The 20409-nt window shown below is 57.6% G+C and carries 25 protein-coding genes; 24 read left to right on the plus strand and 1 reads right to left on the minus strand.

What is annotated here, in order from left to right; genetic code table 11:
- The first annotated feature begins 52 nt into the window (after positions 1 to 52).
- The 11 genes from HM1_RS09860 to ylqF all read left to right on the plus strand — a co-directional run bounded on the left by HM1_RS09860 (position 53) and on the right by ylqF (position 8256).
- Positions 53 to 1297, plus strand: a complete 1245-nt coding sequence (locus tag HM1_RS09860; RefSeq protein WP_012283235.1) for a GGDEF domain-containing protein — start codon at positions 53 to 55, stop codon at positions 1295 to 1297.
- A 214-nt stretch (positions 1298 to 1511) separates the two neighbouring features.
- The gene (locus HM1_RS09865) at positions 1512 to 1880 is read left to right on the plus strand and encodes a putative DNA-binding protein (RefSeq protein WP_041315389.1); all 369 of its coding nucleotides are present in this window, start codon (positions 1512 to 1514) and stop codon (positions 1878 to 1880) included.
- Entirely contained in the window at positions 1873 to 3237 is a 1365-nt protein-coding gene (gene ffh / locus HM1_RS09870; protein WP_012283238.1) for a signal recognition particle protein, read from the plus strand. Before HM1_RS09865 ends, ffh begins: the two co-directional genes overlap by 8 nt.
- 82 nt (positions 3238 to 3319) lie before the next feature.
- The gene (rpsP, locus tag HM1_RS09875; protein ID WP_012283239.1) at positions 3320 to 3592 is read left to right on the plus strand and encodes a 30S ribosomal protein S16; all 273 of its coding nucleotides are present in this window, start codon (positions 3320 to 3322) and stop codon (positions 3590 to 3592) included.
- A 33-nt stretch (positions 3593 to 3625) separates the two neighbouring features.
- Complete coding sequence (locus tag HM1_RS09880; protein WP_012283240.1) at positions 3626 to 3853, plus strand: KH domain-containing protein; 228 nt, start codon at positions 3626 to 3628, stop codon at positions 3851 to 3853.
- Positions 3854 to 3936: 83 nt separating this feature from the next.
- Positions 3937 to 4452, plus strand: coding sequence for a ribosome maturation factor RimM (gene rimM / locus HM1_RS09885; RefSeq protein WP_012283241.1), 516 nt, complete (start codon positions 3937 to 3939; stop codon positions 4450 to 4452).
- Between the two features lie 61 nt (positions 4453 to 4513).
- Entirely contained in the window at positions 4514 to 5326 is an 813-nt protein-coding gene (gene trmD, locus HM1_RS09890) for a tRNA (guanosine(37)-N1)-methyltransferase TrmD (RefSeq protein WP_012283242.1), read from the plus strand.
- Complete coding sequence (locus HM1_RS09895) at positions 5323 to 5946, plus strand: RNA methyltransferase (RefSeq protein ID WP_012283243.1); 624 nt, start codon at positions 5323 to 5325, stop codon at positions 5944 to 5946. The genes trmD and HM1_RS09895 overlap by 4 nt, the downstream gene beginning before the upstream one ends.
- A 458-nt stretch (positions 5947 to 6404) precedes the next feature.
- Positions 6405 to 6749: a 50S ribosomal protein L19 gene (rplS, locus tag HM1_RS09900; protein WP_012283244.1), complete on the plus strand. Its 345-nt coding sequence runs from the start codon at positions 6405 to 6407 to the stop codon at positions 6747 to 6749.
- Positions 6750 to 6832: 83 nt separating this feature from the next.
- Positions 6833 to 7402, plus strand: coding sequence for a signal peptidase I (lepB, locus tag HM1_RS09905; RefSeq protein ID WP_012283245.1), 570 nt, complete (start codon positions 6833 to 6835; stop codon positions 7400 to 7402).
- Complete coding sequence (gene ylqF, locus HM1_RS09910) at positions 7399 to 8256, plus strand: ribosome biogenesis GTPase YlqF (RefSeq protein ID WP_041313704.1); 858 nt, start codon at positions 7399 to 7401, stop codon at positions 8254 to 8256. Before lepB ends, ylqF begins: the two co-directional genes overlap by 4 nt.
- Before the next feature lie 75 nt (positions 8257 to 8331).
- On the opposite strand, the gene HM1_RS09915 is transcribed toward ylqF, so the two are convergent.
- On the minus strand, positions 8332 to 9186 hold the full coding sequence (locus HM1_RS09915) for a polysaccharide deacetylase family protein (RefSeq protein ID WP_049754107.1): 855 nt from the start codon (positions 9184 to 9186) through the stop codon (positions 8332 to 8334).
- Between the two features lie 125 nt (positions 9187 to 9311).
- Between HM1_RS09915 and HM1_RS09920 the strand changes: the two genes are divergently transcribed.
- The 13 genes from HM1_RS09920 (at position 9312) to HM1_RS09980 (ending at position 20409) form a co-directional block, all read left to right on the plus strand.
- A complete protein-coding gene (locus HM1_RS09920) occupies positions 9312 to 9950 on the plus strand; it encodes a ribonuclease HII (protein ID WP_236995012.1) in 639 nt (212 codons plus the stop codon).
- A 3-nt stretch (positions 9951 to 9953) separates the two neighbouring features.
- On the plus strand, positions 9954 to 11498 hold the full coding sequence (gene fliK, locus HM1_RS09925; protein WP_012283249.1) for a flagellar hook-length control protein FliK: 1545 nt from the start codon (positions 9954 to 9956) through the stop codon (positions 11496 to 11498).
- A gap of 11 nt (positions 11499 to 11509) precedes the next feature.
- The gene (locus tag HM1_RS09930) at positions 11510 to 11809 is read left to right on the plus strand and encodes an EscU/YscU/HrcU family type III secretion system export apparatus switch protein (protein WP_012283250.1); all 300 of its coding nucleotides are present in this window, start codon (positions 11510 to 11512) and stop codon (positions 11807 to 11809) included.
- Positions 11810 to 12091: 282 nt separating this feature from the next.
- Positions 12092 to 12448: an NADH-quinone oxidoreductase subunit A gene (locus HM1_RS09935; protein ID WP_012283252.1), complete on the plus strand. Its 357-nt coding sequence runs from the start codon at positions 12092 to 12094 to the stop codon at positions 12446 to 12448.
- Entirely contained in the window at positions 12439 to 12966 is a 528-nt protein-coding gene (locus HM1_RS09940) for an NADH-quinone oxidoreductase subunit B (protein ID WP_012283253.1), read from the plus strand. Before HM1_RS09935 ends, HM1_RS09940 begins: the two co-directional genes overlap by 10 nt.
- Positions 12956 to 13420, plus strand: a complete 465-nt coding sequence (locus HM1_RS09945) for an NADH-quinone oxidoreductase subunit C (protein WP_064504631.1) — start codon at positions 12956 to 12958, stop codon at positions 13418 to 13420. The genes HM1_RS09940 and HM1_RS09945 overlap by 11 nt, the downstream gene beginning before the upstream one ends.
- A gap of 14 nt (positions 13421 to 13434) precedes the next feature.
- Complete coding sequence (locus HM1_RS09950; protein WP_012283255.1) at positions 13435 to 14529, plus strand: NADH-quinone oxidoreductase subunit D; 1095 nt, start codon at positions 13435 to 13437, stop codon at positions 14527 to 14529.
- 21 nt (positions 14530 to 14550) lie between these two features.
- The gene (gene nuoH / locus HM1_RS09955; protein ID WP_012283256.1) at positions 14551 to 15627 is read left to right on the plus strand and encodes an NADH-quinone oxidoreductase subunit NuoH; all 1077 of its coding nucleotides are present in this window, start codon (positions 14551 to 14553) and stop codon (positions 15625 to 15627) included.
- Between the two features lie 3 nt (positions 15628 to 15630).
- Positions 15631 to 16074: a NuoI/complex I 23 kDa subunit family protein gene (locus HM1_RS09960; protein WP_012283257.1), complete on the plus strand. Its 444-nt coding sequence runs from the start codon at positions 15631 to 15633 to the stop codon at positions 16072 to 16074.
- A 7-nt stretch (positions 16075 to 16081) separates the two neighbouring features.
- A complete protein-coding gene (locus HM1_RS09965; RefSeq protein ID WP_012283258.1) occupies positions 16082 to 16594 on the plus strand; it encodes an NADH-quinone oxidoreductase subunit J family protein in 513 nt (170 codons plus the stop codon).
- 8 nt (positions 16595 to 16602) lie between these two features.
- Entirely contained in the window at positions 16603 to 16926 is a 324-nt protein-coding gene (gene nuoK, locus HM1_RS09970) for an NADH-quinone oxidoreductase subunit NuoK (protein WP_041313706.1), read from the plus strand.
- 49 nt (positions 16927 to 16975) lie between these two features.
- Positions 16976 to 18892, plus strand: a complete 1917-nt coding sequence (gene nuoL / locus HM1_RS09975; protein WP_012283260.1) for an NADH-quinone oxidoreductase subunit L — start codon at positions 16976 to 16978, stop codon at positions 18890 to 18892.
- On the plus strand, positions 18892 to 20409 hold the full coding sequence (locus tag HM1_RS09980) for a complex I subunit 4 family protein (protein WP_012283261.1): 1518 nt from the start codon (positions 18892 to 18894) through the stop codon (positions 20407 to 20409). Before nuoL ends, HM1_RS09980 begins: the two co-directional genes overlap by 1 nt.

The raw sequence follows: 20409 nt of genomic DNA on the forward strand, positions 1-20409 counted from the left end.
AGGAGAATATAACCCTCATGGGGTTCCTACTCCTTTTGGAAGGAGCGGGGTGATGGAATACTTTGTCATCGGAATGAGCGCCGTCGTCCTGCTTTTTCTCACCTACCGGTGGCAAGAGGGGCGGCGGCATTCGGCATACAGCGGCGACCGTTTAAAACAGACGGCGCTCCTGGAACGGAGATTGGCCGAGCTGGAGGGACAAGTCGCCCGTCTCGCTCTCGAACGGGATGAGGCCTTGCGGACCATCGAGTCCCAGCGGATGGCCCAGGAGGAACTGGACGAGTTGACCCGTCAGAATTACATCCTCCACGAGATCAACCGGGCCATCAACACCACTGTCGATGAAGGAGAGATCGTCACCATCATCCTGCAGGCGATGGTGACGTTGACAGGTGCCGAATCGGCGTCGATCATCCTTTTTGATGGGGAAGATGTGCGGATTGTCAGCCATTGCGGTTTTGCTGAGGGGGAGCCAGAAAGTCTGTCCGAGGCGTTTCGAGAGAGCATCGCCTGGCAGGTGCTTACGACCGGGCAGCCCTTCATCCATGGCGATCCCGGCGAGTACCGTCGGTACCGTCCGTCGCTGGCCAACTATGTCGCTTCCATCCCTTTGACTTTCATTAAAGAAGTCATCGGTTGCATCAACATCCATTCCATGGGACCGCGCTACCTGCTCACCCCTTCGAAAGCGGAGATCCTGCAGATCCTGGCCGGCCAGGCCGCGCTCGCCTTGAAAAACGCCAGCATGTACCATCAGCTGAAACAACAGAATGAATACTTCGCTCGGCAGGCGGTCACAGACGGCTTGACGGGCTTGTACAACCACCGCTATTTTCAACAGTGTTTGCAGGAACTGATGAAGGAACGGCCGGTCACTTTGCTGCTGTTTGATATCGATCATTTCAAAGGCTTCAACGACACCTACGGTCATCCCTGCGGCGACGAAATCCTCCGGCAGATCGCTCACATCCTGCGCAGCCAGCTGGGACCGCAGGAGGTTGCCGCCCGTTATGGCGGTGAAGAGTTTGCCGTCATTCTGCCGGATGCTGATCTCCGTCGTGGGATTGAACGGGCGGAACAAATCCGTCAGGCTGTGGCGAATTTCTGTTTCCGGAACCCTGATCGAACCTTGTGCCTGAATATAACCGTCAGCATCGGCGTTTCTGAAAAATTGGCCGGTTGGGACAAGTCGCGATTGATTGAAGCGGCGGATCGCGCCCTTTACCGGGCCAAGGAACAGGGACGCAACCGCGTCTGCGCTGACTTGGACCGGGAGATGTCTGTGGAAGCCGGCTGATGCTGTGGCCGATCTATTCCGCTTCATTGATAGGAGCAAGCAGCATAGGAGGCGCAAAAGCAACAGAAGCGCCGATCGTCAACAAAGGAAGGCTGTCGCCTTCCTTTGCTGCGTGAAGGAGAAAACCTTGACAGCTGCCCTTTCCTCATAGTAAAATCATAGCGTGTCAAGTCTTCTCCCTTTACAGAAGGGTTTTGCGATGGAAGAAAGACCATTGGAAAAACTGACGCGGATGGCCCTGCTCAACGACTTCTACGGTCAACTGTTGACGGAACGTCAGCGACAGGTCCTATCCCTTTATTATGAGGATAATTTCTCCCTGGCGGAAATTGCCGAGGAGTTCTCCGTGACGCGCCAAGCTGTATTCGACTTGTTGAAGCGGGCTGAGAAGATCCTTCTGGGCTATGAAGACAAGCTGGGATTGGTCAAGCGCTGGCAGGACGAACGGCGCCGACTGTCGGAAGTTTTGGCAGAGCTGCGACGCTGTCATGGAGACGGCGATTGGGGACGGTTGGAAGGGGCCATCCTCCGTCTGCAGGAAATGCTCGACGAAAGCGGGGGAGCCACCGATGGCCATGTTTGAAGGATTGGCGGAAAAACTGCAGAACACCTTGAAAAAGCTGCGCGGCAAGGGGAAGGTGTCGGAGGCCGATGTCGCTGAGGCGATGCGGGAGGTCCGCATGGCCCTGCTGGCGGCTGACGTAAGTCTGAAGGTTGTCAAGGATTTTGTGGCTCGTGTCAAGGAGCGGGCTGTCGGTCAAGAGGTGTTGGAAAGCCTGACGCCCGGCCAGCAGGTTGTCAAGGTGGTCTATGAAGAACTGGTCGCCCTGATGGGAGGGACCTCATCGAAGCTGACCTTGTCGCCGAAACCGCCGACGGTGGTCATGCTCGTGGGCCTGCAAGGTGCCGGAAAGACAACGACTGTGTCCAAACTCGGCTTGTTCCTGCGCAAACAGGGGCGCCGCCCCCTCTTGGTGGCCTGTGATGTCTACCGCCCTGCTGCTGTGAAACAGCTCCAGGTCTTGGGCAATCAACTGGACCTGCCTGTCTTTTCCATGGGTACGGGCGTCAGCCCTGTCGACATCGCTAAGGGTGCCGTGGAGCATGCTGTCGCCCACGGCCGTGACATGGTCCTGTTGGACACAGCCGGTCGTTTACACATCAACGAAGAGCTGATGGAGGAACTGAAATCGATCAAGTCCGCTGTCCGCCCCCATGAGATCCTGCTCGTCGTGGATGCCATGACCGGTCAGGATGCCGTCAACGTGGCCGAATCTTTTCACGGGCAACTGGGACTTGACGGGGTGATTCTGACTAAACTGGATGGCGACGCCCGCGGCGGCGCCGCCCTGTCTGTCAAAGCGGTCACCGGCTGTCCGATCAAGTTCGCCGGCATGGGTGAAAAACCGGATGCCTTGGAGCAGTTCCACCCCGATCGGATGGCCTCGCGCATCCTAGGGATGGGCGATGTGCTCACCCTGATCGAGAAGGCGCAGGCCAGTATCGACGCCCAAGTGGCCAAAGACATGGAACAGCGGCTGCGCAAGGCCGAGTTTACTTTGGAAGATTTCCTGGTTCAGATTCAACAGATGAAAAAGATGGGGCCTCTGGACCAACTGATGGGCATGATGCCAGGTATGAACAAGATGAAGGCCCTTAAAGGTGTGCAGATCGACGATAAAGACATGAAACATGTGGAGGCCATCATCTTGTCCATGACGCCGGAGGAGCGGCGCAATCCCCAGATCCTCAAGGACAGCCGCAAGCGACGCATCGCCCGCGGTTCCGGCACATCAGTCCAGCAGGTGAACAACCTGCTCAAGACCTTCGAACAGACGCGCAAGATCTTTAAGCAGTTTGCCGACATGCGCGGCGGCAAGGGGCCTGGCAAAGGTCCCGGCGGCAAGAAGGGCTTGTTCCGGATGCCTTTCATGAAGTAGGCCATCCATGGCAGCCTTTTTCGAGAAGCCAAGCAAGATTTTGGCAGACAATAAAGCAAACCCTTTGAAGGAGGTGATATTCTTGGCAACTCGTATTCGTCTCAAACGCCTGGGTATGAAAAAAGCTCCCTTCTACCGGGTCGTTGTCGCCGATTCCCGTTCTCCCCGGGATGGGCGTTTTATTGAAGAGATTGGTTACTACAACCCCACCAAAGAACCGGCCATCCTGCAGATCGACGAGGAAAAAGCGATCAAATGGCTGTCCAGCGGGGCGCAACCTTCGGATACCGTCAAGGCCTTGTTGAACAAGGCCGGGATCCTGGACAAAATGGCGGAGAAAAAAGCGCAAGCGTAACCGTCGGGGAATGTCCAGTGGGGAGGTACCCACGTGAAAGAGTTGGTAGAGGTTCTGGCCAAAGCCTTGGTCGATCGACCGGAAGCCGTGCAGGTGACCCAGACGGAGACGGAGAAGCAGGTTGTCATCGAGCTTCGCGTCGCTCCTGAAGACATGGGCAAGGTCATTGGCAAACAGGGCAAGATTGCTAAGGCGATCCGCACGATGGTCAAAGCGGCCGCCGCCAGGGATGGCCGGCGCGTCTTGGTTGAAATCCTTTGATTCATTGAACTCGAAATGGTGAACATTCGGGGAAAGGGGGCGAAAGCTCCCTTTTTCCCATCTGATGGGGAGGCCGGCCGGTTATGGCGAAGCGTGTCCGGGTAGGGCAGATCGTCAACACACAGGGGGTGCGCGGGCAGGTCCGCCTGTGGCCCTTGACGGAAAAACCGTCGCGGTTTAATGAAATAAAACGGGTGTTTGTGGAAGCGCCACCTCAGGGAGCGCCGGAGGTGTTGACGATCACCAGCGCCCACCCTCTGAAGAAACTGGTGATCGTCAGTTTTCAAGAGATCAGCGACATGACCCAGGCGGAGCGGCTCAAGGGCTGCTACCTGACCATTCCCGTTGAGGAAGTGCCGGCGCCGGAACCAGATAGCTACTACCATTTTCAATTGGAAGGGCTTTCTGTCTTCACGGAAGCGGGAGAGCGGCTGGGTCAGATCGAAGAGATCCTGGAGACGGGAAGCAACGATGTCTACGTGGTGCGACAAGCGTCGCCTCCGGGAGAGGTACTCATCCCGGCCCTTAAGTCGGTAGTCCTAAAGGTAGATTTGGCTGCAGGAACGATGACCGTGCGACTCCCCGATGGGCTGCGCTGACGGACGGTGTTAGGCGGGAATGGCCGATACAGAGAATGCCGGGTAAACGGATGGCGATACGATGAAGATTGATGTCTTGACGATTTTTCCGGAGATGTTCACAGGCCCGATGGATGTCAGCATCATCGGGCGGGCGAGGGAGAAGGGAATCCTTTCATTCAATGCCCACGACGTGCGGGCTTATACGACGAACAAACACCGGCGCGTCGATGACACCCCTTTCGGCGGCGGTGCCGGCATGGTGATGAACGCGCAGCCCTTTTTCGACGCCCTAGCGGCGATCTTAGGTCCCCGGGAACTGCGAGATCCCTTGCGGTCACGGGTGGTGCTGCTGACGCCTCAGGGGGCTGTCTTTAGTCAGGCCAAGGCGCGTGAACTCTCGGGCTTGCAACAATTGGTGCTGATCTGCGGTCGCTATGAAGGCATCGATGACCGGGTGCGCCAGGCCTGGGTCGATGAAGAGATCTCCATCGGCGATTATGTGCTCACTGGCGGCGAATTGCCTGCGATGGTGGTCATCGACGCCGTGGTCCGCCTGCTGCCGGGCGCCCTGGGTGACGAGACCTCCGCTGAGGAAGAGTCCTTCAGCGATGGCCTGCTCGAATACCCCCAGTACACAAAACCGGCGCTCTTTCGCGGGATGGAGGCGCCGCCGGAACTGCTGAGCGGTCACCATGCGGCGATCCGGCGCTGGCGGCGCAAGGAGGCTTTCAAACGGACCTACCAAAACCGCCCGGAACTGCTCATCGGCCGGCCCTTGCCTTTTGATGATCAGGTGCTGTTGGCGGAGGCGCTGCGTGAACTGGGCCTCGACGCTGAGATCCCGGAGAAGCCAAAGAAGAAACGCGCTAAGGGGAGGGAGCCGCGCACGTGAACCTGCAGGATGTTCGCCTCTATATCGGTCTTGTCCACTACCCCGTCTATAACAAACGGATGCAGGTCATCGCCACATCGGTGACCAACCTGGATCTCCACGATATCTCCCGCAGCGCCACCACCTATGATGTGGCCGGCTATTTTGTCATCCACCCCCATCAAGCGCAGCAGCGCCTGGTCGGCGAGATCCTGCGCTATTGGATGGAAGGCTACGGCGCCGAATACAACCCAGACCGCAGGGAGGCCCTAGAACGGCTGAAGGTGACAGCGACGCTGGAAGAGGCGATGGCGGTCATCGAGGAAAAAGAGGGGCGGCGCCCGAAGATCATCACGACCGACGCCCGGACTTACGATAACTCAGTCGGTTACCGGCAGATGCGGGAAAGGTTCGTCGCCGAAGAGGGCCCCTGGCTCTTGCTCTTCGGCACCGGCTTCGGTATGGAGCGCGAGATGATGCTGCAGGCCGATTATATCCTCTACCCGGTTTGGGGGCGGGGGTCTTACAACCATTTGTCGGTGCGGGCGGCGGCGGCGATCATTCTGGATCGGCTGCTGGGGGAGCCGTGGTTTGAGGGTGACTTTTGCGTGCCCTGTAGCGCTACCGAGTCGTCAGAGTAACAACTTTTTGTTTTAGCGCTTTCGCTCCGTTGCGGTTTGCGCCGGCTCCGCTTGCCAAGAGCTGCGCGGCTACCCGCTTGTCTGCTACGCTGGCGCGCCAAACCTCGGGGCTTTTCTGCATGTGAACGGTGGCGCGCTTAACCGATCCGCAGCCTGCGCTCGCTTTACGCCGCTCCGATCAAAGGCTCACTGCGCCGGCGCAAACCTGACGTCATGGTTAACGCTCTGCTACGGGCGACTCCTTTACGCTAGCGGCGGTTTATGCCGAGTGCTGCGCCTACGACACGGTTAGAATTCTTCCGATTATGGGGAAACTCTTTGTTGTCTGAATAACCGTCTTATGCTATAATGTCTTTGTTTGTAGGTGGGAACGTTGTTCCCCCCTGAGCAAGGGCGGTCCGCTGCTCCATGAGATAAGGTGGGGTAAGAACGCCTGGGCCGGAAGGAGGTACAGATCGATGCAAGATATTATTCGCCAGATCGAAGCGGAGCAACTGCGAAAGGATATCCCTGATTTCAAACCGGGCGACACTGTCAAGGTGCACGTCAAGGTTGTGGAAGGAAACCGGGAACGGATCCAGTTGTTTGAAGGGATCGTCATCAAGCGCCGCGGCGGTGGTCTCAGTGAGACCTTCACCGTTCGCCGCGTCTCTTACGGTGTTGCCGTAGAGCGGACCTTCCTCGTTCACTCCCCGCGCCTCGACAAGATAGAGGTTGTTCGCCGCGGACGCGTGCGCCGGGCCAAGTTGTACTACCTGCGCGACCTCTCCGGCAAAGCGGCTCGGATTCGAGACAAACGGTAGGACTGGTGTTCAGGGACTGGGAAGCCAGTCCCTTTTGTCTATCGATTGACTGGCATAAAATGGGAGTCGGGAGGGATGTTCCTGTGGAAGAGATTCAGCAACCGAAGGAGTCTGCACTGTCAAAGGAAGCGAAACCGCAGAAGTCGGCTGTTCGGGAGATCGCCGAAGCCGTGCTGGTGGCCGTCGCGCTGGCCTTTCTGATCCGCTATTTCCTCTTTCAACCCTTCTATATCCCCTCCGGTTCGATGGAACCGACTTTAAAGCCGTTGGACAGGATCATTGTCAGCAAGGTCAACTACTGGTTTTCCGAGCCGGCGCTCGGCCAGATCATCGTCTTTCGCTACCCTGTCGATCCCAGCCGTGACTTTGTCAAGCGGGTCATCGCTGTCGGAGGCGAAACGGTCAAGATTCGCAACAACCAGGTGTACGTCAATGATCGGCCAATCCCGGAACCTTATCTGCCGCCGAACCTGCGCATGAGCGATTACGGCCCCGTCACTGTGCCGGAAGGTAAGTTCTTTGTCATGGGGGATAACCGGAATCACTCCGATGACAGCCGGATATGGGGGTTCGTGCCGAGGGACAATGTGATCGGACAGGCTGTTTTTCTCTACTGGCCTTTTGATCGGATCCGAACGCTTGGAGGAACGTGACTTTGAGTGGTATTCAATGGTTTCCCGGCCATATGGCCCGGGCGCAGCGTCAGGTGGGTGAAGACCTGGCCAAGGTCGATCTGGCGCTTGAACTGGTTGACGCGCGGATCCCTCTCAGCAGCCGCAACCCTGATATCGATCGGATACTCGGAGAAAAGCCTCGCATCATTCTGCTGAATAAGGCCGACTTGGCTGAACCGGCGGCGACGAGATGTTTTATCGACTATTTTCGTTTGCAGTCCATTCCGGCCCTGTCCATCGACGCCGTTTCTGGAGAAGGTGTACGGGCGATCGCGCCTCTTGTCGAACAGACGCTAAAACCCCTCATTCAACGGTGGCGGCAGCGGGGAATGCGGCCTCGCGCCTTTCGGGCCATGGTGGTCGGCATCCCCAATGTGGGCAAATCGTCGCTGATCAATCGCCTGGCCGGTCGGCACAGGACGGTGACAGCCGATCGCCCCGGTGTGACCCGCGGCCCCCAGTGGGTGCGCATCGGTCAGAAATTGGAGTTGCTTGATACGCCGGGAATACTCTGGCCTAAGTTTGAAGACCCTCTCGTTGGTTTCAAGCTATCGGCCACAGGCGCCGTCAGTGACCTCGTCGTCCAGGTGCAAGAGGTAGCTCAGTTTATTCTTCAGTTTCTCTCTGACGTGGCGCCGCAATCCGTAGCAGAGCGGTATGGTTTTCAAATGGGCGAGATCGCCGACGTAGAATGGCTGGACGCTGTGGCGCGCCGCCGGGGATTCTTGGGTTCCGGCGGGGTATTGGACCGCGAAAAGGCGGCGATTCATGTGCTCAGCGACTTTCGCTCCGGCAAGCTCGGACGACACACACTGGACAAGCCAGTCGGATAAGCCGGAAGAATACAACCAGCGCCCCTCTTCGCGAAGGGCGATTTTTTTTGGTTCCTCTATTCGGTTGTTCCTGGCTTATTCGTTCGAACCGGTTGCGTCGGCGGGCATCGGCGGGAGTATCTGATCCAGCGTCTCCACTGTATATCCCCGTTCTCGAATGGTTTTTAAGATGGGGTCCATCGCTTCGACGACAGCTTTTGAGTTGCCGTGGAGCAGAACGATGGCGCCGGGGTGGAGTTGGCTGCTTACATCTTCATGAACCTGCTGGGGTCGTGACGATGGCAGCCAGTCCACTGAGGAGATGCTCCAGAAAATGGTCCGATAACCGAGGTTTTTCGTTGATTCCAAGGATTTGCGGCTGTACTCACCTCTGGGAGGCCGCAGGTATTTGGCCTGATAATCTGTGCAGGAGGCCTGCTGGATGTCCCTGTGCAGCGATAGGATCTCTTCTGTGAGCTTTTCTGTAGAGATATCTGGCAGGCTGAGGTGGTTCCAGGTGTGATTGGCCACCGTATGGCCTTCGGCGATCATGCGCCGGAGCAGGTCGGGCTGTGTCTTCACCCAGTGTCCGGCCAGGAAAAAGGTCGCCTTGGCGTTGTGGGCAGCCAGGGTATCGAGAATGCGCGGTGTGGCGCCTTCCAGTTCATAACCCATGTCGAAGGTGATGGCGACAGCCTTGCGGCTGTTGTCGCCCATGTAGGCGGCGCCGTATTCCTGCAGCTGTTTTTTTTGCCACTCTGGAACATAAGGGGGATTTTCATTTTCGGAACGAACAAATCCCCAGCCGTATTTTTCGGTGGCGCCCTTGGAGGAGGTTCCGAAACGGGCCGGCACCTGTTCATCAGGCACCACCGACAGCGGTTGCAGGAATAGATATCCCATGATGCCGAAAAGGAGAAACAGGGCCAAGCTGCGAAATAGGCTGTTCAAAGGGCGCCCTCCGTTCCATAGCCGATATCAGAAATAGTGTGTCTGCCGGGAAAGGGACCTATGGGCGGGATTCGCAGGAGTCTATGGTGTCTCTTTCCACCTGATCTACAGAGCGGAGGATGATGGTGGCTAAGAGCAGTCTTTTATTGAAGGAATCATGGATAGAACGGGAATCGCTGCTGCGTCGTAAGGGGTTCCACGTGATTGCCGGTGTCGACGAGGCCGGTCGGGGTTCTTTGGCCGGTCCGGTGGTGGCTGCAGCGGTGATCCTTCCGCTCGGCTGTATGATGGAGGGATTGAACGATTCCAAAAAACTGTCGCCAGCGCGTCGAGAGGCTTTGGCAGTGGAGATCAAGCGCTTGGCTTTGGCATGGGGGATCGGTATCGTATCGTCACAGGTAATCGACCGGATCGGCATTGTTCCGTCAACCTTTCGGGCAATGTCTCTGGCGATCGATCGATTGGGTGACAGGCCCGATTACCTGATTGTCGACGGGAATCAAAAAGTCCCCGGTTATGAGGGGACGCAAGAGGCGTTGATCGATGGAGACGCCTTGGCGGCGCCGGTGGCGGCCGCATCGATCCTGGCCAAGGTGGTTCGCGATGGTTTGATGAAGCGGTATTCTCTGTTTTTTCCCGGCTATGGTTTTGAACAGCACAAAGGCTATGGCACGCAGGCGCATCGTTCGGCGATCCTGGAACAGGGAACCTGTTTGTTGCATCGGGAGACTTTCGTACACCTGCGTCGACCAGAGGGGGGTTGACCTGTGGATATCAGCCAGATCCTGGGACGGGCATTGCTTTTCGGCAGGGGGCAACGAAACAGGCCTGAAGGGGTTAACTGGAAGGTCGGCGCCATTGTCGATGGACTGGTGCTGGAGATGCTGCTCAAAGACACTTATGCGGTGAATGTAGAGGGAAAAAAGCTGACGCTCCAATCGCCATACCCTTTGTCTCCCGGCGAGGCGATCCGGTTGGAGGTACAGGGTCATAGTGAGGGGCAGGTGAGGGCGCGGCTGCTGCCGCTGGAAAGCCGCGATGCTGCCGGAGACCGGGCGGCGACTCTGCTGAGGCAGGCCGGTATGGACGATACGCCGCAGAATCGGATGATCTTGAGATCCCTCACGGCTTCTATGCTGGGGTTGACGCGGGAGAACTTTCAGCAGGTGGCTCGGGCAATGGCCTTGCTCGGCAATACGGGGGAACAGTCGTCCCAGACGGCCGCTTTTGCCCTCAAGTCGGCGATTCCTATGGGAGGGGAAATGCTGCGCCTGTTGCAATCGGCTTTTACTGGCGAGCCGCTGCAAGGCCTGCAGGATTGGCTCAATGAGGCCAAGGCCGTGATCAAAGCCCAAGGGGGAGATGTGCCGGAAGGGCTGCTTAAGCTGGAGGCTGAGCTTGTCAAGACGCTGCCCGAATCTAAGGATCCGGCGGAGGTGCTCGCCCGGAAGTTGGCGCGCCTCTTGGAAAGTCAAATGCTTGTCTCTAGGGGTGAACGGGGCGGACTCAGTCAGTCCCGTTCAACGCCCGTCAATCGGTTAGATGTTGCCGTTGCTCCCGGTGCGATGAACCGGGGTGGCGATCCTTTTGTAGAAGCAGGCGCGTCTTCTGATGCCGGAGCGACGGGGAGATCGGGCAGGGCGGCCGTTGAGCCCTCTGTTCGGGACAACATTGCGACAGACCGACCGGCGGCAGAACGGGTGAGCGGGGAAAAAGCCGCCCAGGGTATGGCGGAGGGAACGGCCAGAGACAGGACAATAGCGCTGGCGCAGCAGATCGCCCGAGCTGTCCGGGAGGTGGAATCCTTTTTTACCAGCCGGGGCGTAGACGCTGCTGACCTGATTTCTCGGGGGGTGGCGATCGAGGAACGTTTGGCTGGTCACCAGGTGTTGCAGGGCCTTGACAAGGGGATTCAAGGCGATAATGACTATCTGTCCTTTACGATCCCTTACCGGTTGGCCGGGGGAAAGGAGGGTTACGGCCAACTCCGTGTCTATAAAGACGGAAAAAACCGCACCCTTGATCCGGAAAATGTTCGCTTGGCGCTCGTCCTCGATACGGAACACCTCGGTTTTATCTCCATCGAGCTGGCGGTGCGGCGCAAGGAGGTCCAGAGCAGGGTGACGGTGGTCGATCCGGCCGTCATGAAAGCCGGACAGGTTGCTTGGCCCGAACTGCAGCAGGCGCTGGCTGAACAGGGTTTTCACCTGGGCGGGGCGAACTGGCGCGTCGGTCCGCCGGCGGATCTGCGCCCGGCGCCGGCGGAGGCCCCGATGAGCTCTGAACTTGGCCGTTTGAATATCCGCATCTAGGAGGGGCACTGATGGACGAACCGGGAAAAAAGCCTCTGTCAGCAGAAGACGCGGCGGTGGCTCTCCGTTATGACCCTTCCGCTGATGCGGCGCCGAAGGTGATCGCCACCGGCAAGGGTCACCTCGCTCGCAAGATCCTGGAGATCGCCCGAGAGAAAGAAATCCCTGTCTACGAGGATCCTACGCTCGTTCAATTGTTATCCAAACTCGATCTGGGTGTGGAAATTCCTCCCGAATTGTATCGGATGGTGGCGGAGGTCCTCGCCTTCGTCTATCGCCTCGATAAGGACATGGGCAAGGGGCGGGACTGATTCCAGCGAAGTCAGAAGTCAGGTCATTGTCATCCCATGATCCAGCGAAAAGGAAAATCTCTACCAACGACTCGGTTTCCTCTATGTATACATGGACAGGACCGAGTTTTTGCTTTAATATGTACAGGGAACGTCAATGCTATGTTTAAGGCGCATTGATTTTGCCATTTTTTCTTCTTTGGAAGGGATTTGTCCCAAAGCGTCGAATGATATCGTTTTGGGACTCCGCTTCTCAGTTGACCAGTTTATCTATAGAATTCCCGAAGGAAGGAGGGAACAAGATTGTTGAAAGAGTACTTGGGCATCAGTTTGTTCCTCGCCGCTGGTCTCATTATTCCCTTCCTCGCCTTTGCCGTGTCCCGGTTGTTGCAGACCCGCAAAAACAGCCTCGTGAAGGGTGAACCTTATGAGTGCGGCATGGAAACCATCGGGGACACCTGGATTCAGTTCAAGTCCAACTATTTTCTCTATGCGCTGGTCTTTGTGGCTTTTGACGTAGAGACCGTATTCCTCTATCCCTGGGCTGTCAAGTTCCAGCAACTGGGGACCTTTGCGATAGTGGAGATGTTCATCTTCATCACCATTCTCGTCGTCGGTTTCTGGTATGCCTGGAAGGAAGGAGCGTTGGAATGGAAATAGACAAGAACGTCGACACCCTCAGCGAGGGTCAGGTTGATGAGCTGATCAAGAAAAACATCATCATGACCAGCTTAGAAGCGGTCTTTAACTGGGCGCGCGGCAATTCCCTCTGGCCCCTGTCCTCCGGTTTGGCCTGCTGCGCCATCGAGATGATGGCTACTGGTGCCAGCCGTTTTGACATGGCTCGTTTTGGCTATGAGGTCTTCCGTCCTTCTCCCCGGCAAGCGGACCTGATCATCATCGCCGGCACCCTGACCTGGAAGATGGCGCCGGCCATCCAACGGGTTTACGAACAGATGCCGGAGCCGAAGTGGATCATCGCCATGGGCTCCTGCGCCTGCACCGGCGGCCCTTTTGCCGACTCCTACGCCGTCGTACCCGGCGTGGATAAGGTCATCCCCGTCGATGTCTACGTGCCGGGCTGCCCGCCGCGGCCTGAGGCTCTGCTCGACGGTTTCCTCAAGTTGAAGGCGAAAATCCAAAACCCGGCCAAAGTGGGGTTGAAGCATGGCAAGTAATCTCTTGGACCAGTTTAGCCAGGACGAACTGGCGGCACGGCTGCAGGCAGAAGTTGAAGTCACTGGAGAAGGAGTCAGCCGTGCCGTTGTTGTGCCTAAGGAACAACTGCTTGCGGTGATGGAAAAACTGCGCCGCGAACCGGACTTCGCTTTTGATATGCTTTCGGACTTGACAGCAGTCGACCGGAAGGATGCCGGCTTTGAAGTCGTCTACCAACTGTTTTCGCTCAAACACCGGTTGGACTTGCGTGTGAAAACGCGAACCGCGGCGGAAGAGGCCCAGGTTCCGTCGGTGACTGGCATCTGGCCCGGCGCCGACTGGATGGAGCGGGAGGTTTTTGACCTGATGGGGGTTACCTTCGCCGGACACCCCAACATGGCGCGGTTGTTGCTGCCGGATGAGTTTGAAGGACATCCCTTGCGGAAAGATTTCAAGCTCCAACCAAGAGCGTAGGGTGGTGAGATCCTTTGCAAACACAAACCTATGAACTGAACTTCGGGCCGCAGCACCCATCGACCCACGGCGTGTTGCGGATCGTTCTAGAATTGGACGGCGAGGTCGTCGTCAAAGCGACGCCGGTCATCGGCTATCTCCATCGCGGGATCGAGAAGATCTGCGAGAACCGGACCTATATCCAGACGGTCCCCTTCACCGACCGGATGGACTACCTGGCCGGCATGGGCAACAACCTGGGCATCTCTCAGGCTGTGGAAAAGCTGATGGGCGTCGAGGTGCCCGAGCGAGCCGAATACATCCGCGTGATCATGTGCGAATTGTCCCGGATCGCCTCTCACATGATCTGCTGCGGCAGCCTTGTCCAGGACCTCGGCGGCGTGACTGGCTTCGTCTTTTTTATCCGCGACCGGGAACACATTCTGGAGCTGTTCAACCGCGCTTGCGGCGCCCGGATGACCTTCAACTACATCCGCCCTGGCGGCGTCGCCCAGGACCTGCCGGATGGTTGGGTGGCCCAGTGTCGGAAATTCCTCGCCGACTTTAAAGGCATGATGGAGACCTACGATAAGCTGATCGTCGGCAACGAGATTTTTCAGATGCGGCTAAAGGGCGTGGCGCCTCTCAGCGCCGAGCGAGCCATCGCCATGTCGGCTACCGGCGGGGTGCTCAGGGCCAGTGGCGTCGATTATGACGTCCGCAAGGCTGATCCTTATGGGATCTATGACCGTTTCGACTTCAAGGTCCCCCTGGGGACCAAAGGCGACAACTGGGACCGCTTCATGGTGCGGATGGAAGAGATGGAGCAGTCGGCTAGGATCATCGAGCAGGCGCTCGATCAGCTGCCCGAGGGTCCCATCATGGCCAAGATGCCCAAGGCGATCAAGCCGCCTGTCGGCGAGGTCTATCACCGGATCGAGAACGCCAAAGGCGAGATCGGCTTCTACGTCGTCAGCGACGGTTCTCTAAAGCCCTATCGCTGGCATGCCCGCCGCGCCGCCATGATCAATCTCCAACTCCTGGACGAGCTCTGCCGCGGCTTTAAAATCGGTGATGTCGTCGCCATCCTGGGCACCCTGGATCCGGTGCTGGGTGAGGTAGACTGTTGATGCAAGGTGGGAGACGATGAGATGACTGACCAAAACATTTTTATGGCGATCAGCGGCTTCCTGCGGTCCTTTCTCGGCCCCTTGCTGGGTAACGACCTCACCGATATCGTCATGTACGGTGCGGGGCTGCTGGGCGTCATCATTTTTATCTTCACCAACGCCGTTGTCTTGGTGCTAATGGAACGGAAGGTGGCCGCCTTCATGCAGTCCCGTCTCGGCCCCAACCGGGTAGGTCCCTGGGGTCTCTTGCAGACGGTGGCGGACACGCTGAAACTGCTCGTTAAGGAAGACTACAAGCCCCATAAGGTCGACCCCTGGGTCTGGGCCTTGGGTCCGGTATTGCTGTTCGTCCCGGCCATCGGCGCTTATGCCGTCATCCCTTTCGACGATCAAGCGGTTCCTGTGGACCTCAACATCGGCATCTTCTACTTTATCGCCATATCGTCCTTGTCGACGCTGCCCTTTCTGATGGCCGGCTGGGGTTCCAACAACAAGTACTCCCTGATCGGCGGCATGCGCTCTGTGGCCCAGATGATCAGTTATGAGGTTCCCCTGATCTTTTCGCTCATCGGCGTGATCATGCTGGTCGGCTCTCTTCAGATGTCCGCCATTGTGGAGGCGCAGCACCGCATCTGGTTCGTCTTCCTGCAACCGGTCGCCTTCCTGATCTATGTGATCGCGGCGACGGCGGAGACCAACCGGACACCCTTTGACCTTGTTGAGTGCGAGGGGGAAATCATCGCCGGTCCCTTCACGGAATACTCGGGCATGCGCTGGGCCATGTTCTTTTTGGCCGAATATGCCAACCTCGTCGCCGTATCGGCCATCGCCACGACTCTCTTTCTCGGGGGCTGGCAGCCGCTGCCCCTGCCGGGAGCACTGGGCGACCTGATGGCCTTTATTCCGGGTTGGGCCTGGTTCGCAGGGAAGACCTATTTCATGATCTTCCTCTTCATGTGGTTCCGCTGGACCTTCCCGCGTTTCCGCGTTGACCAACTGATGGCCTTCGGCTGGAAAGTCTTGATTCCCCTGTCGCTGGCGAACATCCTGGTCACCGGGGTGGGGATCTATCTCTACCGCATGGCGATAGGAGGGTAATGGATGCAAGGCAAAGGTTTGCTCACCGGGATGTGGGTCACCCTCAAGGAGTTCTTCCGCAAAAAAGTGACCGAAGAGTACCCCGATGTGATGCCTGACTTGGGCGATCGTTTCAGGGGCGGCACGCTGAAACTGCAGACGAGCAAGTGCATCGCCTGCGGGATCTGCCAGAATGCCTGTCCTAACGGATCGATCAAGCTGACGAGTGTCAGGGATGAAAACAACAAACGCAAGTTGAGCACCTATGTGCATGATGCCGGGTTGTGCCTCTTTTGCAACCTCTGTATCGATGCCTGTCCGGTGAAGTGCATCGATTGGACAGGCGAGTTCGCCTTTTCAGGTTATTCCCGGGAAGACCTGGTCTTCGATTGCATCGAGCTGGCCCGTAGGCGTGGCTATGATGTGCCCGAGGTCAAGGAACCCCCGGCAGATGGGGAGAAGGGGTGATGGGCCGATGATGAATGAATGGATTTATGCGGGGGCTTTTTACGGCCTTGCCGCGCTGACTCTCCTGTCGGCCGCCGGGGTGGTCTTTCTCAAGGATATCGTCCATTCGGCCCTGTTGCTGGCAGCGTCTTTCATCGGTGTCGCCGGAATTTACGTTCTCCTGAACGCTGACTTTTTGGCGGCTGTGCAGGTGCTCGTTTATGGCGGCGCCGTGGCCATCTTGATCGCTTTCGGCGTCATGTTGACCCGCCGTCCGCACATGAAAGAAACAAACGCCAACAACCGCTGGGTTGTCTGGGGCGCTTTCACCGCAGCCTTCACCTTTGCCATCTGCGGCTGGGCGATCGCTTTCACTCCCTTTATGCCCATCGATGCATCGCCGGCGCAGGTGACGGCCATCGACGGGATCGCCACGCAACTACTGGGGGACTTCGTTGTGCCCTTTGAGGCGGCAGCCATCCTGCTGACTGTTGCCCTGATCGGCGCCATCATCCTTGCGAAGGGGGCGAAGGAAGCGTGACCAACCCAATGGCTTTAGTGGCTCCCATCGGACTGACCCATTTCCTGCTGCTCGGCACAGCACTCTTCTGCCTCGGCCTCTACTCCGTCTTTATTAAAAGGAACGCCATCGCCTTGTTGATGGGCATCGAACTGATGTTGAACGCGGTGAACGTCAACCTTATCGCTTTTAACAAGTTCATCGCCCCGGCCAGTTATACAGGGCAGGTCTTTTCCATCTTCGTCATCGTCGTGGCAGCGGCTGAGGTGGCCGTAGGACTGGCCCTTGTGATCAGCATTTACCGGGATCGCGCCACCACCAGCGTGGATGACCTCGATTGGCTCAAATGGTAGGCCGAGTGCAACAGCGACAACCGGAAAGTAAGGTAGGTGTGGCAAAGGAATGGATTTTGCCCTGTTTAGTCTGAATAATGCCTGGCTGATTCCGCTGCTGCCCTTTGTGGCCTTTGTGCTGATCGCCTTCCCCTTCAAGAACATGGAGAAAACGGCATCCACGACGGCCATCCTCTTCTGCGGCGCTTCTTTTCTGCTTTCGCTGGGCGTCGTCGCGGGGATTTTGCAGCATCCGGAATTGATCGAACAACCCTTCATCAAAGAAGTGCGCTGGTTTTCCATGCCTGGTTTGAGCATCACCATGGGCCAGTATATCGACCCCATTTCGGCCATGATGCTCTTTGTCGTCACCCTCGTGGCGACGATGGTCATGATCTATTCGACCGGCTACATGCATGGCGACCCGGGCTATACGCGTTTTTTCGCCTATCTGTCCCTCTTCGCCTGCTCCATGCTCGGTCTGGTCATCGCCACCAACCTCCTGCAGATGTTCATCTTCTGGGAATTGGTCGGCCTCTGTTCCTATCTGCTCATCGGCTATTACTACTTCAAAGATTCGGCGCGGGAAGCGGCCAAAAAGGCTTTTATGACGACTCGGATCGGCGATTTTGGCCTGCTCCTGGGGATCATGTTCCTGCAGATCAACTTCGGCACCCTTGAATTTGCCGAACTGGCGGACAAGCTGCCGGCATTTGCCCTAGCCCACCCGGCGCTGATCACACTCATCGGCATCCTCGTTTTCATCGGTCCCATTGGCAAATCTGGCCAGTTTCCGCTCCACGTCTGGTTGCCCGATGCCATGGAGGGTCCTTCCCCTGTGTCCGCCCTGATTCACGCTGCTACGATGGTCGTCGCCGGTGTCTACTTGGTGGCTCGCGCATTCACGCTCTTCCAAGTGGCGCCTGAAGCGCAGCACTTCGTCGCCTATATCGGGGGCTTTACAGCCTTCTTCGCCGCCTCCATCGCCTTGACCCAGCGGGAGATGAAACGAATCTTGGCCTATTCGACAGTCTCCCAGTTGGGCTATATGATGATGGCCCTCGGCGTTGGCAGTCTGACGGCCTCCATGTTCCACTTGATGACCCATGCCTTCTTCAAGGCACTCATGTTCCTTGCCGCCGGTTCTGCCCTGCACGCCCTGCACGGCACAGCAGACATCTTCGAGATGGGCGGTCTGCGCAAGAAAATGCCTTGGACAGCGGCCTTCATGGTCATCGGCACCCTGGCCATCGCCGGCATCCCGCCTTTTGCCGGTTTCTGGTCTAAGGATGAGATCCTGCTGATGACAAAGCTGCACGGCTTTACGGATCTCTACATCTTGGCGTCGCTGACCGCCTTTATGACCGCTTTCTACATGTCGCGGATGGTCTTTGTGGCCTTCTTCGGCAAAGAAAATCCCAAAAACCATCCCCATGAGTCCCCTTGGAACATGATTCTGCCTATGGCTGTCCTGGCTGTCTTGGCCATTGTGGGCGGTCTTGTCGGAACACCCTGGACGGAGCATGGCTTCGGCTACTGGGTGCGCTATGGCGAGTACCACCATCCAGAAGTCGACTGGTCAGTCATGGGTGGCTCCGTCGTCTTGGCCGTCGCCGGCATCAGCCTCGCCTGGGCCATCTATGGTGCTAAACTGATTGACAATGAGAAGTTGGCTCGCCGCGCCGGCATCCTCTACACCTTGTCCTATCGCAAATTTTTCATTGATGAGATCTATCAAGCCATCAACAAGACCCTTGTGGCAGGCACAGCCCGTTTCCTCTATTGGGTCGATATCCACATCGTCGATGGTTTCATCGATGGCCTTGCTGACGGCACAGGCTGGGCAGGACGCCGCTTGCGCCGCGTCCAGACTGGACAGTTGCAGCATTACGCTATGATCTTCTTCTTCACCGTTGTTCTGATGGCAGTCATGATGGGCCTGATGGGGAACCACTCCGCCATGGCCTTGATCGGAGGTGGAAAGTGATGGGCTTCCCTTTGCTGACCATCACGCTGTTGGCGCCGATCATCGGAGCCTTGGTGCTGGTGTTCGTTCCGCAGGATGAGCATAAGTCGATCAAGTGGATCGCCGCCTTTTCTATGGCTGTGTCTCTGATCCTCACCTTGTACGCCTATTTCGCCTATGACTTTGCCCTCGGGGGTATGCAGTTTACGGAAGATGTGGTCTGGGTGAGGGAACTGGGCGTCACCTACGCGATGGGCGTCGACGGCCTCTCGCTGCCCATGCTGTTGCTCACCAACCTGATCGGCTTCAGCGCCATCTTCGCCTCCTGGAACCAAGAAAAACGGCCGAAAGTCTTCTTTGTCCTCCTGCTTCTGCTTATCGCCGGGGTCATGGGCACCTTCATCAGCCGCGACCTCTTCATCTTCTTCCTCTTCTATGAAGTGGTGGTCATCCCCATCTATATCATGGTGATCATCTGGGGCTCCAGCAAGCGGGTCACCAAAGAGTATGCAGGTATGAAGCTGACCATCTACCTGCTCATCGGGTCAGCCTTCCTGCTCGTCGGCGTCATCGCTATCTACCTGAACGCCTTCCCGGCTGGTGAGCGCACCTTCCTCATGGAAAAACTGGCGACGGCGAATTTCAGCGACTCCTTCCAGATCTTCGCTTTCTTCTTGCTTGCCGTCGGTTTCGGGTCGTTGCTCTCCATGTTCCCCTTCCACTCCTGGTCGCCCGACGGCTACGCCGGCGCACCGACTGCCGTCTCCATGATCCACGCCGGTGTCTTGAAGAAGATCGGCGGCTACGGTCTCATCCGTCTTGGTCTTTTGACCTTGCCGGTGGGGGCCAAGTTCTGGGCACCTGTTATCGCTTTCCTGGCTGTGGCCAACGTGGCCTATGCGGCGATGATCGCCTTGGCTCAGAAGGACCTCAAGTATGTCGTCGGTTACTCCTCAGTGAGCCACATGGGCTATGTGCTGATCGGCCTGGCGGCGCTGAACGTCATCGGCATCAACGGCGCCGTCGCCAACATGTTCGCTCATGGCATCATGTCGGCCCTCTTCTTCGCCATGATCGGCCATCTCTACGAAAAAACCCACACCCGTTGGATCCCCGATATGGGCGGTCTGGCCCACCAGATGCCTCGGGTGGCCATCGGCTTTATGATGGCGGGCATGGCCTCGCTCGGACTGCCGGGTCTGATCTCCTTCATCCCCGAGTTCACCATCTTTGTCGGCTCCTTCTCTGTCTACAAGGTCCTGGCTATCATCGCCATCTCCGGCATCATCATCACCGCTCTCTATACCTTGCGGATGATCGCCGATGTGCTCTTCGGACCGCGACGCTCCGAATTTGACCACCTGCAGGACGCGAAGGGCGCCGAACTGGTGCCGTTGCTCGTCCTCGGCTCCGTTCTGGTCCTGGGCGGCATGTTCCCGCACCTGCTGATGGATATGGTCAATTCCGGCGTCGAGCCCCTGGTGGCGGCCTTCCTGGCCAAATTGGGCGCCGCCCCCATGATCGGAGGTGGCTTCTGA

This window comes from Heliomicrobium modesticaldum Ice1 (assembly GCF_000019165.1).
Classification (GTDB): domain Bacteria; phylum Bacillota; class Desulfitobacteriia; order Heliobacteriales; family Heliobacteriaceae; genus Heliomicrobium; species Heliomicrobium modesticaldum.

Bases quoted from the DNA above. Each gene is read 5' to 3' on its own strand.
- HM1_RS09860 (WP_012283235.1), top strand. From the start codon at position 53: ATGGAATACTTTGTCATCGGAATGAGCGCCGTCGTCCTGCTTTTTCTC.
- ffh (WP_012283238.1), top strand. From the start codon at position 1,873: ATGTTTGAAGGATTGGCGGAAAAACTGCAGAACACCTTGAAAAAGCTG.
- rimM (WP_012283241.1), top strand. From the start codon at position 3,937: ATGGCGAAGCGTGTCCGGGTAGGGCAGATCGTCAACACACAGGGGGTG.
- trmD (WP_012283242.1), top strand. From the start codon at position 4,514: ATGAAGATTGATGTCTTGACGATTTTTCCGGAGATGTTCACAGGCCCG.
- rplS (WP_012283244.1), top strand. From the start codon at position 6,405: ATGCAAGATATTATTCGCCAGATCGAAGCGGAGCAACTGCGAAAGGAT.
- HM1_RS09930 (WP_012283250.1), top strand. From the start codon at position 11,510: ATGGACGAACCGGGAAAAAAGCCTCTGTCAGCAGAAGACGCGGCGGTG.
- HM1_RS09940 (WP_012283253.1), top strand. From the start codon at position 12,439: ATGGAAATAGACAAGAACGTCGACACCCTCAGCGAGGGTCAGGTTGAT.
- HM1_RS09945 (WP_064504631.1), top strand. From the start codon at position 12,956: ATGGCAAGTAATCTCTTGGACCAGTTTAGCCAGGACGAACTGGCGGCA.
- nuoH (WP_012283256.1), top strand. From the start codon at position 14,551: ATGACTGACCAAAACATTTTTATGGCGATCAGCGGCTTCCTGCGGTCC.
- HM1_RS09960 (WP_012283257.1), top strand. From the start codon at position 15,631: ATGCAAGGCAAAGGTTTGCTCACCGGGATGTGGGTCACCCTCAAGGAG.
- HM1_RS09965 (WP_012283258.1), top strand. From the start codon at position 16,082: ATGATGAATGAATGGATTTATGCGGGGGCTTTTTACGGCCTTGCCGCG.
- nuoK (WP_041313706.1), top strand. From the start codon at position 16,603: ATGGCTTTAGTGGCTCCCATCGGACTGACCCATTTCCTGCTGCTCGGC.
- nuoL (WP_012283260.1), top strand. From the start codon at position 16,976: ATGGATTTTGCCCTGTTTAGTCTGAATAATGCCTGGCTGATTCCGCTG.
- HM1_RS09980 (WP_012283261.1), top strand. From the start codon at position 18,892: ATGGGCTTCCCTTTGCTGACCATCACGCTGTTGGCGCCGATCATCGGA.